Source organism: Psychromonas sp. L1A2 (assembly GCF_009828855.1).
Lineage (GTDB): Bacteria > Pseudomonadota > Gammaproteobacteria > Enterobacterales > Psychromonadaceae > Psychromonas.
The window spans coordinates 1082691-1097680 of record NZ_WUAG01000002.1 but is presented as its reverse complement, the minus strand read 5'-3'; the positions used below and the strand labels follow the sequence as shown (position 1 = coordinate 1097680).

At 36.2% G+C, this 14990-nt stretch carries 12 protein-coding genes; 5 read left to right on the top strand and 7 right to left on the bottom strand.

Going from position 1 to position 14990, the window contains the following annotated elements; genetic code table 11:
• Positions 1-38: 38 nt before the first annotated feature.
• The 3 genes from GQR59_RS15115 to GQR59_RS15105 all read left to right on the top strand — a co-directional run bounded on the left by GQR59_RS15115 (position 39) and on the right by GQR59_RS15105 (position 3524).
• On the top strand, positions 39-1364 hold the full coding sequence (locus GQR59_RS15115; protein WP_160064062.1) for a transglycosylase SLT domain-containing protein: 1326 nt from the start codon (positions 39-41) through the stop codon (positions 1362-1364).
• Between the two features lie 24 nt (positions 1365-1388).
• Positions 1389-2378, top strand: a complete 990-nt coding sequence (locus GQR59_RS15110; protein WP_160064060.1) for an LPP20 family lipoprotein — start codon at positions 1389-1391, stop codon at positions 2376-2378.
• Positions 2379-2483: 105 nt separating this feature from the next.
• Positions 2484-3524 (top strand): hypothetical protein, encoded by a 1041-nt coding sequence (locus GQR59_RS15105; RefSeq protein WP_160064058.1) that lies wholly within the window; start codon positions 2484-2486, stop codon positions 3522-3524.
• 150 nt (positions 3525-3674) lie between these two features.
• Here the strand turns inward: GQR59_RS15105 and GQR59_RS15100 are convergent, their stop codons facing one another.
• Positions 3675-4565 (bottom strand): LysR family transcriptional regulator, encoded by an 891-nt coding sequence (locus GQR59_RS15100; protein ID WP_160064056.1) that lies wholly within the window; start codon positions 4563-4565, stop codon positions 3675-3677.
• Positions 4566-4973: 408 nt separating this feature from the next.
• Between GQR59_RS15100 and GQR59_RS15095 the strand changes: the two genes are divergently transcribed.
• Complete coding sequence (locus tag GQR59_RS15095) at positions 4974-6494, top strand: sodium:solute symporter family protein (protein ID WP_160064054.1); 1521 nt, start codon at positions 4974-4976, stop codon at positions 6492-6494.
• Positions 6495-6507: 13 nt separating this feature from the next.
• A complete protein-coding gene (locus GQR59_RS15090; protein ID WP_160064052.1) occupies positions 6508-7434 on the top strand; it encodes a carbon-nitrogen hydrolase family protein in 927 nt (308 codons plus the stop codon).
• A 320-nt stretch (positions 7435-7754) separates the two neighbouring features.
• Here GQR59_RS15090 and GQR59_RS15085 read toward each other — a convergent pair whose 3' ends face one another.
• The 6 genes from GQR59_RS15085 to fghA form a co-directional block, all read right to left on the bottom strand.
• Complete coding sequence (locus GQR59_RS15085; protein WP_160064050.1) at positions 7755-8759, bottom strand: hypothetical protein; 1005 nt, start codon at positions 8757-8759, stop codon at positions 7755-7757.
• Positions 8760-8953: 194 nt separating this feature from the next.
• Complete coding sequence (locus tag GQR59_RS15080) at positions 8954-9982, bottom strand: DUF2955 domain-containing protein (protein ID WP_160064048.1); 1029 nt, start codon at positions 9980-9982, stop codon at positions 8954-8956.
• Between the two features lie 163 nt (positions 9983-10145).
• Positions 10146-11204 carry an HlyD family secretion protein gene (locus GQR59_RS15075; protein ID WP_160065220.1) on the bottom strand — a complete coding sequence of 353 codons (1059 nt, stop codon included), beginning with the start codon at positions 11202-11204 and terminating at the stop codon, positions 10146-10148.
• An 8-nt stretch (positions 11205-11212) separates the two neighbouring features.
• Positions 11213-11695 carry a transcriptional regulator SlyA gene (gene slyA, locus GQR59_RS15070; RefSeq protein WP_160064046.1) on the bottom strand — a complete coding sequence of 161 codons (483 nt, stop codon included), beginning with the start codon at positions 11693-11695 and terminating at the stop codon, positions 11213-11215.
• Positions 11696-12043: 348 nt separating this feature from the next.
• Positions 12044-13645: a methyl-accepting chemotaxis protein gene (locus tag GQR59_RS15065; RefSeq protein WP_236546786.1), complete on the bottom strand. Its 1602-nt coding sequence runs from the start codon at positions 13643-13645 to the stop codon at positions 12044-12046.
• 442 nt (positions 13646-14087) lie between these two features.
• Positions 14088-14945, bottom strand: a complete 858-nt coding sequence (gene fghA / locus GQR59_RS15060; protein ID WP_160064042.1) for an S-formylglutathione hydrolase — start codon at positions 14943-14945, stop codon at positions 14088-14090.
• Positions 14946-14990: the final 45 nt, after the last annotated feature.

The following is a 14990-nucleotide window of genomic DNA, read 5'->3' as shown; positions in this document are numbered from 1 at the left end:
AAATGATAGGGCCTTAGTTCTATCGTTTTCGAGGTCATATGAAAAAAATTATATCTAGCATATTCATTATTTCTTTAGCATTTAGCCCAATGACTCATTCAGACAATGTTTTTGATGAGTTTGATGCGGAAATGACAGCTTTCGAGTCGCCTGATAACGACAAAATAATGGAAGAATATATTGCTTTCGTTAGTGATTATTTGGCTGAATATGATGCTTGGAGAAAAGATTATTTAAATGGCTTCGATTATCAACAATCTCAAATTATCATGCAATGGGGAGATACTCCTAGCCAAGATATCAATGATGTCACTTATTCAGAGGATTTAAAAACGAGACAGTTAGTTGATTATGATAAAAATGAGGCTGTAATTGAAATCTTAGTCCCTGTCGCTACAACCGAAGCAGAAAGTAAAAGTATATTAACTTCTTATCTTGCTAAGAATAAAACCTCGCCAGTAAAACAACAAACAGTTGATTTAGGCAACATTCAGTTAAATGAAGTTAAATTTAATGAAGAGCAAGAAAGAAATGCCAAAAATATTATTAAAAAACAAACTATTGCATATAAAAATGAAGCTGATTTAAAAGCCGATAAGCTTCAAGATGTACAGCAAGATATCCCTGAAAAAATTATAGAGAAATCTGTAGAACGTCAGAAAATTGCGTTAGAAAAAGAAGAAGATAAACGTATCGCAGCAGTAGAATCTCAATATATTGAGCTCCGAAAAGAACAGAAAGTAACTACCTCTAGTTATAAAATCCTTAAATATACTGCTAAATTACCAGCTAACAGCCTTAGTAAAAGAGCTCAAAAATACAAAAAAATCGCAGAAAAAGAGAGCCAACGTTTTGATATTCCAGTGGCTTTAGTGATGGCTATCATGCATTCAGAATCTGCTTTTCAACCGAAAGCCAAATCAGCTGTTCCGGCTTATGGCTTAATGCAAATTGTCCCTCGTACAGCTGGGCACGACGTCAATAAAATGATTCGTAAAATAGACAAACCAATGGAAGTTGATGATCTGTATGTGCCAGATATAAATGTAGAAACCGGCAGTGCTTATTTGAGTATTTTAGATAAACGTTATTTAAAATCGATAACTGATCCTAAGAGTCGTTTGTATTGCACTATTGCAGCCTATAACACTGGTGCTGGTAATGTTGCGAAGGTATTTAATACAGGTGGTAATAAACGCAATATTAATAAAGCTGCTCGCATTATTAATACATTATCTTCTGACGAGGTTTACCAAGCCTTGATGAGTAAGCTTCCATACGATGAAACGAAACACTATTTGAAAAAAGTATCGAAACGAATTGCGCTATATGAAGTTAAAAACGTAGTTAAAACGACAATTTAATCTTCTAAAAAGAGAATAGTGAATATGAAAAATACTTCTTATATCAAGTGTGTTGTTTTGGCGTTTGTGAGCATTTTGTTTCTAGGTGCTTGCTCATCTAATTCAAGAAATGACAATGTTCCAGAGTGGGTGCTTAATCCAATCCAAGATGACCAAGAATATTTCTACGGTGTCGGTGTGGCTGCAACGTTGGAAGCAGCAAAACAACATGCATTAAAAGAAATTGCGAGTAAATTCTCTGTACGTATTAATAGCGAAACGTTACATAAGCAGACTTTGCATAATGGACAAGCGGATCAGCTTTTCTCACAAAACATTAATACCTATGTTAAAGATATTGAGTTTAATCTTGTAGAGCAGAAAAAGGCTGAAAAAGTTAACCAACAGTATTTTGTACAAGTTGCTCTATCACGCATAGGTTTTATTAAGGATAACAAATCTAAACTAAGCATTATCATCGATGATATCGACGTTAAGCTAAACAATATCAACAGTAAAAGTAAGATTGAGCAGTTATACGCCTATAACCAAATTCAAGAGGAAGTAACAAAAGCAGAACCCTTGTTATATCTGATCGCGGTTGCTGACCCTAGTTTTGATTTGGCGCCTTATGCTCGACGCTTTCAACAGTACTCAATAGCGGAGACACAGTTACTGTCGAGTACTTACTTCTATATCCAATCGAGTCAAAACTTATTACCTATTGCGGAACAATTAAACGACTTATTACAAACGCAGGGGTTACAAATAAGTAGCCGTAATAAGGCAGATGCAATTATTCAGCTGCAAGGAAAGATAAAAAATACTCAAGCTTTCTCTGCTTATAACGTGCGTATCAATGTTAGTTTTTTAGTTAAATCTACTAAAGGGTCGGTATACAGTAAAAAGTCATATTTACTCAACGGATCTTCTGTCACTAGTCACCAACGTGCTTATGAAAGTGCTGTTAGTAAGTTCTTAACTGTAGTTGAGAGCCGTTCTGATATTTATGAATTATTAGGTTTTAATGATTAAAGATAATAAATAATGATTAAAGCATAGGGTGATATTTAATAAAAATCAGATAAATGATCATTATTTAGCTTACGTTTAACTCTGTATCTTAAAAGGAAGTAGTCAATGAAGAAGAAGTTATTAGTTGTCGCAATCTCTGCTACGTTAGGTCTAACTGGATGTATGAGCACAACAGAAAACATTAGGGATTACAGTGATGTTTCAATGCAAAAAGCAGATATTTTACCAACTAAAGAAGTCATTAATGGTGCTAAGCAAAAGATAGTCATTTTTGCTGCTGACACATCAAATTCTCCTTTAGCAGAAACTAGCCATGCAGGGACAACAATCGCAACGAGTTTAGAAACCTATTTGGCTGAAGTTGGCGTCGAAATTGTAGATAGAAATATTGCCAGCAAATTAAGAAAAGAGTTAGCGCTTGCTGAGTCAAAAGGTAAGTCGGAATACAATGGACCCGATATCGCAAATTATGCTATCACTGGCAGTATCTCAAATGCGAATATTTCATATAGTTTTAATGAAAAGCATTCATGGGTTGATAGTGATGGTGACCGACATGTCAATGCTGCATATTGCCGTTTTAAAGCAAATGTTTCTGCTAATTTGAAGTTGTATAAATTACCTGGGCTAGCTTATTCAAAAACTATTACGACAAATGAAACTGTCTCGATGAAAACAGAAACAACAAATAGTCGTTGTCCTATCAGTGAAGCTGCTGCGACTTCTTTAGTGCGAGAAGCTGCTAAAGAAGGTGTTGAAGACAATAAGGCAAAATTTCAAAATTTCTTTTCACCAAAAGCTTATGTTTTGGAGCGTAAAGTAAATGGCAGCAAAAGTCTTTTTAAAATATCTGCCGGCAAAAATTTTGGATTTGTACCTGAATCAAAAATTACTTTTTATAATCTAGAAGTGAAAGCAAACCCATTAACAGGGGATGTTTCAACAGAAGAGTATGCAGTTGTTGAAGGCACTGTAACGGCTAATTTAATTGGTGATAAATTTGCGTGGATTCTAGTTGATGATGAACTAGCTGATCAGGTTAAAATTGGTGATTATGTAAAAGTTAAGTATGAAAGTGGTTTTTTAGCTTCTTTTAGTGAAGGTACTAAAAACTTGGGTAATGGCCTAACAAGCATGTTCAATTAATTGATTAGTGACTTAAAACAGGGTGCTTCAAGCCCTGTTTATCTAACCTTAGATGCTTTCTATTGTCCTTAAATTCTCGTCATCATAATCCGCTTTAATATAGTGATTATAAATTAAAAAGTTTTTTAAATTATATCGTTATAGATTTGGTTATATGATGTCAATATCGCGAATAAAACTGATAAATTGGCGAGTTGCTTTGGTTAAGTATCTGCCTTTTCGTACACATAACACCGTCGTACTGTTTGGAAAAACGCCTTTATTAATGTTAATCACTTTCATACTGTTATCTTGGGATTCGGAGATTAAAGAGTAATCTGGCAAAATGGTGGCACCATTAGTCGATAAAACAAACTGTTTGAGTATGTCGATATTATCGAGTTCGAAAGTAATATTAAAGGCTAAGCCTTTACGGCTACTTAAAGTATCTAATAAATGTCGAGTATGAAAACCTTCGCACAACATGGCTAAAGGAAAGGCAGCGAGTTCTTCAATCTCTAGTGTGTCACGTCCAGCCAGTTCATGATTTGGTGATAATGCGATTTTAAAACCTGTTTCAAATCGTTTAATGACTTCTACTTCATGGGGGATGTCATGTTCTAATGCGATACCAAGATCTGCTTGATCTGTCGTTAATGATTGGTAAACGATGTCAGAAGCATAAATTTTGCCACTAAACTTAATACCGGTATAACGCGTTTGAAACTCTGCAATGGCTGGTAGCATCCAAGCATTTAATACACCTTCGATAGTAGAATAATTAATGGTCCCTGTTAGTAAACCATGTATTTCATCAATCTCTACTTGCGCGATTTCCATTTCTCTCATGGTGCTACGCATGTGTTTTTCTATAATCCGTCCTTCTTCGGTTAGCGCCATGCCTAATGCTTTACGTTCAAAAAGCGTTGATTTGAAATTATGCTCTAAATTTTGAATTTGTCGACTAATCGCAGATGCACTGACGTGTAGGTTCTTTGCTGCTTGGCGAATAGACCCTGTTTCGGCAACTGCTAGAAAATACTTAAATGAAGAAACTTTCAAATCAACCCCTACCTGTTTATAAACAAATGTTCATCATACATGCCTGTTGCATTATTGAGAACACTATGTGCTAATAATTAATATATTCGCAACATAGTAAAGCAAGTAGTATAAAAAATGAATGGAATCACCTTCACTCTATTAACTAACTTACCTTAAGAGGTTTAGCAATGAAGACAATACGAGTACTTATATGGATTATTATGTGCATATGTTTAATCTTAACTTTTATGCCATATTTAAATGTTTTTAACGCACCAGTTATGATCGCTGGTTTACCTATGCCATTAGCTTTAACGCTTGGCTGCAACCTTATTTTAACGTTATGCGTTATCGCTCTCTATCCTTTGTATTTCAAACCCTTTATGAAGGCGTTAAAAAACAAGCCAATCAGTGAGGAGAAATACAATGGGTAATGTCATTACTATTTCAATATTAGCCGTATTCATTGGCGTCTTTATTTTTATTTCCTTCCTCTCTAAACGTAATGCCGAAAAATCTACAAATGATGCTGCGGAAGATTTTGTTATTGGCGGCCGTAGTATGGGAACGGTTGTGTTATTGCTTTCAATGGGGGCAACTTACTTTTCAACGTGGACATTATTAGGCTCTTTCGGTGCTTATTATCGAGAAGGTGTTTGGTTCATTGGATTTGCTGTTTGGACTATTTTTCATGCTGTTTTTATATGGCTCTTTGGCGCAAGAATTTGGTTAGCAGGAAAGCGCTTTGGTTTTATTACCCCAGGGCAAATGGTTGAACATTATTACGAAAGTAAGCGTCTTCGAACCTTAGTGGCAGTGATTGGTATCTTTGCATTAGTGCCGGTAATGTTAATTCAAGTAAGTGGCGGTGCACTTGCTTTAGATACAATGACCGACGGCGCAGTGCCTTATGTGGTAGGTGTTGTTATTACTTCGGTTATGGTTGGTGTCATTGTTTTATGGGCGGGCTTTAAAGGCACCGCATGGACAGACACCTTTATGGGTGTTTTCTTTGCCACTATTTTAATTTGTACTGCTATCTATGTTTGTAATTTAGCAGGTGGGTTTAATATGTTTGCAAATGTTGCAGCCTATAAGCCTGAGCTATTAGTGAATAATGGTAAACCAATGAAAATGGTTGAGATATGGCTTGGACTTGGTTTTGGTGCTTGGGTTTTACCGCATATGTGGCAAAAATTTTACTCTGCTGCTTCACCTGAAGTATTAGGGAAAGTCGCTGTAATGACGCCTTTTTGGAACTCATGGATGATGGCTATCATTCCTTTAGTGATAGGCACTGCTGCCGTTATCCCTGGTATTGCACCGGGTGTCAGTAAAGAAACAAGTGACACAATTTTGCCGTTGGTTTTTGCTGAGCATGCTCCTATATTAGGTGCTTTTGTAGTGGCAGGTATTTTAGCCGCTGCTATTTCAACGATTAACAGCCAACTTTTATCTTCTGCCAGTATTGTCGCTGAAGATGTTGTTAATAGCTTACGCAGTGAGCCACTTTCAAGTGCTCAAAGCACGAAGGTGACGCGTATCGTTGTTGCAAGTTTAACGACATTAATACTGGTATTAGCACTTGCACCTGGTGGTGCTGGTTTATTGGTTCCTATTGCAGCATTAGGCTTTGGTTTAGGTTTACAGTTGGTTCCATCTGCTCTTGGTATGTTGCATTTCCGTTGTGTCACTGAAAAAGGGGCTTTCTTTGGTTTGATCGGAGGCGCTGGTTTAATGGTCTTGATGGCAATATTTAAACCAGATATTCCACTAGGACCTGGTTTTGCAGGTTTTATTTTTAATATTCTTATCACTTTATGTGTTAGTCGTTTTACTTCTTCTGTATCGGCTAAGTCACTTGAAAACTATCACGATATGTTTGATGAATATATGCGAAATAACACTTCTTCTGATAAAAAACCGTCTTTAGTAACGACAAAATAAAAGGAAAGTAACCATGAAATCACAATGTAAAGTAGCTGTTGTTCAAGATAGCAGTATTCCCTTTGATGCAATCGAAACTGCAAAAAAGACCTGTAAATTAGCAGAAGAAGCGGCACTTAACGGAGCTGAATTAGTTGTTTTCCCAGAGGCGTTTCTCGGAACTTACCCTAAAGGTTTGAATTTTGATGCACCTATCGGCAAGCGCTTACCAGAAGGACGTGAAGACTTTATGCGTTATTACGATGGCGCTGTGGATATCGATGGGGAAGAGTTACGTTCAATAGAAGAATGCGCAGCTCAGCATAATATCTTTATTGTGTTAGGCATTATTGAGCGAGGTGGTTCAACGCTTTATTGCTCTGTTGTATTTATAGACCCTATAAAAGGCATTGTTGGTAAGCGTAGAAAATTGATGCCTACTGGTTCAGAGCGTTTAATTTGGGGCTTTGGTGATGGTTCTACTTTAGATGTAGTGGACAGCGAGATTGGTAAAATAGGTGCAGTAATTTGTTGGGAAAATTATATGCCTGCACTACGCTCTGCTATGTATGCTCAACATGTTGAAATATATTGCACACCAACAGCTGATGACCGAGATACTTGGTTATCAACCATTCAACATATTGCGATGGAAGGACGCTGTTATGTGCTTAGTGCTTGTCAGTACATTACAAGAGATGAGTTTAGCGAAGATTATCGCAGTGTGTTACCTGATAATCCTGATGGTGTAATGATGCGTGGTGGTAGTGCGATCATTGGGCCACTTGGTGAGATTATTGTTGGACCTGTTTTTAATGAACGAACGATTGTGTATGCAGAGTTAGATAGAGCGACATTGATTAAAAGTAAAATGGATTTTGATCCTGTTGGCCACTATGCTCGCCCTGATGTGTTTTCAATTTCAGTTGATAAAGAAGCGAAAGAAGCGGTCAAATACTGAAGCTTTAAGAAAGTAATAGAAGCTTTATGAAAGTAATAGTGCAATAAATAGCAAAATTGAATATGTGCTAACGAGTTATAAATAATGCCTTTTAATATATTACTAAGGCTGAATTTTATTGCTTGTTAGTGCATTTTTTTTGCTGAAATTTAAGATATATAATAATAGTAAATTATGTCGTTAATCGATTCAGGCTAGAGGTTATGGTTTATAGGATGTGAGAATAAAATTCTGTTTGGGAGCGTTCATTGAAAAAGTACTTTGATAAAAATCCGGTAAATGAGCTTTAACTGAAATAACGCTCATTTACCGGTAAAAACTTACTGCATTTGTAACTGAAATTGCTTGATAATTTGTTTGTGTTTTTTCGCCAATGCACCCGCTTTAACAGGAGGGATTCGTGTCAAATCCACTTGTTGATTTGTTTTAGAAAACTCACTGGCAAAGTGTGCTGCTAACTCATGTTTACGGCTTTGTTGTGACAAGTCTGCAATCTCTGCAATATCGATAGTCGGATCAAAACGATGAAATCCTTTATAACTGAAATGCTTATCTACTTGTAGATCGCTAAGACGCACAAACTCTTGCATTAAAGCGCGGCTTAGGGTGTTTAAAGATATCTCTTCAAGCATTAAGTAAAGTGTTACATCAGTCATTTCAGATAATGTACTACGCTCAGTCTGATGTACTTTTATGTCAACTAACCATAGGCCATTCGGGCGTTGTTGCACATCATCAAGACTTAAGTGGCTATGATCGTAAGTGATTTTTTCAAGTATATGATTAATTTTTTCTTGAGTGCTTACTTGTATTTCTGCTTTAGGTTCTATTGTGTATTCTTCATTATCATTTTCTTTGCTTTCATAGAACTCAGCCATTAATGGTAAATCAATATGCGTATTGAAAGGGGTTGTAGTGCTGTCATTAAGTGTTAACTTAAATAGTTCTCGGACTTCATGTTCGCGTGATTTTTTAATGGCTAGAAAAACGCTTTGGATGATCTCTGATGTTGGTAATTCTTTTTCTACGCGCCATTTACGACCGAATAATAGTTTTTCTTGGTTTGGTTTCTGTGATGATTTCTTATGGTAATTATCATGGCCCACGACACCGACTTGAATATAAATATCACCTAGGTCTTGTGCAGCGAAAACAACATATCTCGGATCATATTCAATATCACAAATAATCGCTTCCACACTTTGTAAAGTATGGTGATAAGTTAGGTAGTGTTGAGGAATACAGTAATTACCATTACTCAGTAAAACCTTTGGCGCTTCAGGCATTACTTTTTCTCCTAAACGCAACGGAATTTCTTTTACCATCTGAGAAACCTTATTATATTTATTTAAAAATTAATACGTAGTTGAAACCTGTAAGGTTCACTCATTTAGAAAAAAGACCAACGCTATCCATAAATAATTTCATTTTGCTTAAATTTTTTATTAAATAGACGTGCTACTTTTAAATAACGACGAACAGAGTATAAGGTTTCAATATTAAAGGTTTATTACCGTATTCAATAACCGAAGCGTGTAGCCTCAAAACGATTTAATAATTGATGTATTGCCCGACATAAAAATAGGGTTAACACTATCGCGACAGCAATACTACTGATGCGATAAAAAGCACTAAATATTAAATCGTTATTAGGTGTTAAATATTGACCGAAAAGGATGCCTAGTGTTGTCATTGCACCAAAACCAATGCTTGATCCTCCACCTTCTCGTACATGAAATTGACTAAATAATAAAAGGCTTATCCATAATAAAGGGATAACTAACAGCAACATGCTAGACCATTCATAAAGTAAAAATTGTAATGATATTCCAACGGATACTCCGAGTATCGTACCGATAGCACGTTTTCGCGCATAATCAATTACACCATTCCAATGCATAGGGAAAAGAATCAATATAGTACTGGCTTGTGCTGACATCGAATCCTGCAGATCTAACACTTGAAAAACGATGAATGACATGGTGGCGATAGTGGCCCCTAATAATGTTTCATGGCGCATTCTATGTGGTGCTTTAATACCTGGTGTTGGAGGTGTTCTTGGAGCAACATCAGGACAGAGAATCGTCATTAAATAGGCAATAAAGACTGATAATATAGTTGCCCAAAAATTGCTAAACAGTAAGTCATTTAAATTAGTATTAGGGTAACTCGCGTAATGGAGCATGATGCTTAACATCAACACACCATAAGCGCCAAATAGGAAAAGGCTACCTTTTGACATTGCCGCAAAACGATATAAAAACAAACAGAATACAATCGGCAACATCATGCCTGGTGAACCACCCAGTAAACTAGTGAGTAACCCGACCTCTAAGATTGCCATGGTTGATGCTGCTATTATTTGTTTCATTGCCTGCATATTCATTACAGGAACGAAACCAAGTAATAACATCGGCGTAACGGTAAAAAATACACCATAATGCCAATCGAATATTTTACATAAGGTAAACCCGATCGTTGCACCTGTGGTAATACGTATACATTGACGTAAGTCATTTGCGGTTAAGGGGCGTTGGTTTGCTAACATGCTTGTTACCTGCTTACTTTTAAAAAAGATCTGTCATATCCATCGTTATTGGTTCTAAACGATCAATATCAGGCCTTTCTTTGGAATCGTTATTCAATTTTTTTAATATCTATATGTTTGATATTTATATTTTTTAATAACGACATTCTCAATATATGACATTCTAATATATGTAGTGCAGCAGGCTGATTAGCTTAATCTGTGCTGTTGCGAATAAATTAAAAACAATATTATCAGGCAAAAGTTGAACGGTGGCTCTCGCACCTGCAGGTAAGTTATGCATTGCTTTATCGTCTAAAGATAAATGCAGTCTGAGCCTTTGTGCGTCTCTCACCCATCGAGTTGATTCTTGTGGTTCTGCTAAACGCCCATTTGCATCAAATTGACCTGCACTAACACCAGCGTCTACATTACTTACTGTGGCGGAATATAAACTTCCAGGGGTACCATCAAAGGCAATCAATGCTAAAGAGGTTGCATTAACATGTCGTAAACTCTTTTCTCGAAAATCAGCAATAATGTCTACTTTGTTAGAAATTACTGCAAGTAAAGGTTGGCCGACAGTGGCAAAGCTACCGACTTCTAATTGTAAGTTGGTGACTATGCCATCTTGGTCGGCATGTACTTCGGTATACGATAAATTCAGCTTAGCCTGCGCTAGATTATTTTGTGCTCTGCGCAATTTTAAGTTTTGTTCTCCATAACTTCCTCGGCTGACTTGGAGCTTTTTAAAACGAGCATTAGCGGCTAAAAAATTGGCATTTGCGGTAGCTGCATTGCTAGTAGCCTGATCTTTTTGCTGTTGTGATATGCCGTGTGAAACATATAAAGCATCGAAACGTTTGGCTTCACTGCGCTTTTGTTGTGCTGTTGCTCTACTTGCATTGACATCGGCTTTTGCTGCCAATAAAGACGCATCTAATTCTGCATTATCTTGTTTTGCCTGTTCTAAGGCTAATTGCGCTTCTGATACTGCCAATTGATAGGGAGCAGAATCGATTGCAAATAACAAATCACCTTGTTTTACAGTCTGGTTATTAATGACTGCTATCGTCTCAATTTTCCCTGATATCTGTGGTGTTACTTTTGTTACAACACGCGTTGCCATTGCTTGAGGCGTCAAAGGCATAATATTGTCAGCAAGTAGAAAGTATGCAAATAATATAACAAAGCTAAAGGTGGCAATTTTTACGAGGCGAGTGAATTGTTGATCTGGTGTCATTTTTTTTCTCATATAAAGTCTGTTGTTGATATTTCTAGTTTTGCTAATTTCTTATTGGCATTATCACTAATAATTTTCATTACTCGTTCAAGTTCAAAAAGCTCATTCATACTCACGCCAGCCAATAACTCAATACGTACTTCAATAATTCTCGCTTCTATTTTTTTTAATAAAGCTTTACCAGAAGGTGTTAACGTAACAATTCTTGCTCGTTTATCTTTGCTACAAGCATGGCGCTCTATCAGTCCTTGTGATTCTAATTGTCCTAAGGTACGCATCAGAGAAGGTAGTTCAATTTCTAATGCATTGGCTAACACCTTCTGGCTTACGTTGTCACCTAAGCGCAAAAGCTTCCATAGTGCCGTCCAACGAGGGTAGGTTAATTTCAATGGTTCAAGTTCAACATCGACAACATTGCGCCAGATGCGATAGAGGCGTCCGAAATCTTCAGCTAACGATAGTTCCTTTAATTGCTCTATGTCTTTTGGCATTGTTGTTACCTATTGAATTGAGTTTATTGAATTGAGTTTATTAAACATTAGTACAAGTTACTTAGCGCGCTAAGTATTTTACTTGCTTAGCATGCTAAGTAAATAGCTAGCAGAAAGTTAATTATTTAAATGATCTTTTTTAGAAAGAAATAAAGTACTAATAAGCGAATAATTTGATTGAATGGGAGGAGGGTTAGTTAAGTAATTTATCTTTATTATTATTTTATAAAAGAGTTTTATTGGAGGGCTAAGTTGAATTTTTTGAAATGTAACAAATGCGTAAGTTATAAATAAAACAGAGTTAATTTATAACTTACGCAAAAAGTGTTTTTGTTTTTATGCACTGTGCTACTTTAATTTGAAATAGCTGACAGACGTCAGCAATTCTTTACTTAGATCTGATAACGAAGAAGCCGATGCCATCGAGACTTGAGCCCGATTATTGTTTTCTTCTGCTACTTGGTTAACTTCATGCACATTGGTTTGTATTTCGTCTAATGTATTGGTTTGTAATGATGATACTGCCGAGGTTTCTTTAGAAATATCTTTGATCTGCTCAACTGATACATTAATTTCATCTATCACATGGCCAGTATTCGATACATATTCAACACTTTCTAATGATTTACTATGGCTATGATTGATCACCGATACGGCACTTAGCGTACTGCGTTTAAGCGTTTCTAGGGTTAATTGAATTTCACCCGTTGCATCTTGTGTTCGTTTTGCTAAATTCCTCACTTCATCAGCTACAACCGCAAAACCTCGACCTTGTTCGCCTGCTCGAGCGGCTTCAATTGCTGCGTTTAATGCCAGTAGGTTGGTTTGATCGGCGATACTTTTAATGACTTCAACAATATTGGTAATGTTATCGGCTTCGGTATCGAGTTGTTGAATAGCTGTTACTGAGTTTTCAATCTCACCTGCTAATCCTTCAATGGAATTAATAGTGGCATTAACGATTTCTTTGCCTTTTTGTGCCGATTCTATAGCGCCATCTGATTTTGACACCGCATTATCAGCATGTTCAGATAGCTGTGTTGACACTACGTATAGCTCATCTACTGAGTTTGATAGTTTAGCCATTTGTGAACGTTGAAATTCAGCATCATTAATACGTTGTTTATTATCATTGAGTAAACCATCGGTTGATGTATCTAAGTTATTGGCTAATGAAATAACGGATTTGAAGATGCTTTTTAAATTGTTTGTCATACTAAAAACGGATCTTTTTATCTCACTAATTTCATCTTTATTTTCACCGACTTCAATGGTTCTGCTTAAATCGCCTTTGGCTAGAGAGGAGGTCACTGACACGATAGAATATAAGTCTTTTTTGAGTTTTCTAAGCATTAATAAGGAAACAATAATAACAACGATAAATATGCTGGTGGCTAAAATAGTTGATTGAACCACAATTTTATTTTCTTCAGCTATTATTCTTTCTGAGCGTAAAGCAACTAACGTATCATGCATATTATTGATGTTATTAATGCTTTCGTTAATCGGATCAAAAGCTTGGGTAACTGCTTTTTCTGCTTTCTTTCGAACTACAAAAGTAGCTTGGGTTAACCAAGCATTAGTGAGCGAAGATAATGCTTGGTTGAGATGATTTACTTGTTCTACAAGCCGATCTCTAATTTGGATAAGACCTTTATCTTCTTCGATCTCAAGTGCTTTATTCCACTCTTTTTCAAGACCCTCACTAGTGGCAGATAAACTGCTGGAAAAATCATCAATAAGTGTTTTTGTTTGATTGGTGGCGTCTTCTAAGTCTTGCTGTTCTATTGCTCTTGCTGAAAACAACATGCCTATATCTTCAGATAATTGGTAGGACTTGTTAATGTCTTTCCATTTATTATTGACGTTTGTATAAAATGTTCGAATATCGGAGTCTAGCGTGACGTTCTCTACAACGGTTCGGCTATTGGTGACAAGGTGAATGGACATAAATAGCAATGCACACAATAGAAGTATGACAAGGCTGGAGATTTTAAATGATAGCGTTAAGTTTCTAAATAAATTCAAACTAAATCCTTATAGCATAAAAATTATCGTGGAAAGTGGCTCTTCGACTGTAGCACTACTACCTCTAAAGTGTGAGCTATATTTCCTAAAGTGAAGACAAAAAAACAACATATTTATGTATAAAATACATACTATTATTTTGTTTAAACATCGTGTTAATGCTTATAAGTTATGCACTTATGATCTGAATCCAAGTGACTCTGTTTGATTTTCAGCATCTAGGAATGAAAATTTTTAACTGTAAAGTGGAGTCATCGCTTTGTTATTAATGTCATCAAATGATGCACATTAAAAATCTAAAGGAAGTGAAGACAAATACTGCCTTCACTATATCGGCTTTAAAGACAGGAACTTAACTACTTTCTTAACTCTTTTTTATTAAGCCTAAATTATCAGCGTGGAACCGTAGGTGTGATTCAATGAAACTACTGATGAAGTAATAACTGTGGTCATATCCATCACGCATATTAAGTTGAAATGTATTTAGCTTAGTATCGGCTATTGCAGTTAAGCTTTCAGGTTTTAACTGATCTTGTAAAAACGAATCGTTACTACCTTGATCAATTAAAATAGGTTGATGTTTTTCTTGTTGTGCTAATAATTCACAGCTGTCATAAGCTTTCCATTCTTCAACATTATCACCTAAATAAGCGTTAAAGGCCTTTTGACCCCATGCACAATTGATTGGATTACAAATTGGACTGAATGCACTAATTGATTGGTATAAATCAGGGTTACGTAAACCAATGGTTAACGCGCCATGACCGCCCATCGAATGCCCACTAATAACGCGCTCTTTAGTCACGGGGAAGTTAGCTTCTATCAATTGCGGTAATTCGTTAACGATATAATCGTACATTTGATAATGCTTATTCCACGGTGCTTGTGTTGCATTAATATAAAAACCAGCTCCTAAACCAAGGTCGTAAGCTTTGTTGCTATCGTCGGCAACATTTTCACCACGTGGGCTAGTATCTGGTGCCACAATTGCAATGCCTAATTCAGCCGCTAATTTTTGTGCACCGGCTTTTTGCATAAAGTTTTCATCGCTACAGGTTAAACCAGATAACCAGTACATAACTGGAACAGGTTTATTACTGCTTGCTTGTGGTGGTAAATAGATAGCAAAACGCATGTCACAATGAAGCACACTTGATGAATGAGTATATTGTTTATGCCAACCTTCAAATAATTTATTACTGCTGATATTTTCAAGGATCATCGTGTTGTCCATATAGAAGTTGTTCAGTTTGAATGTAAGCCGTTC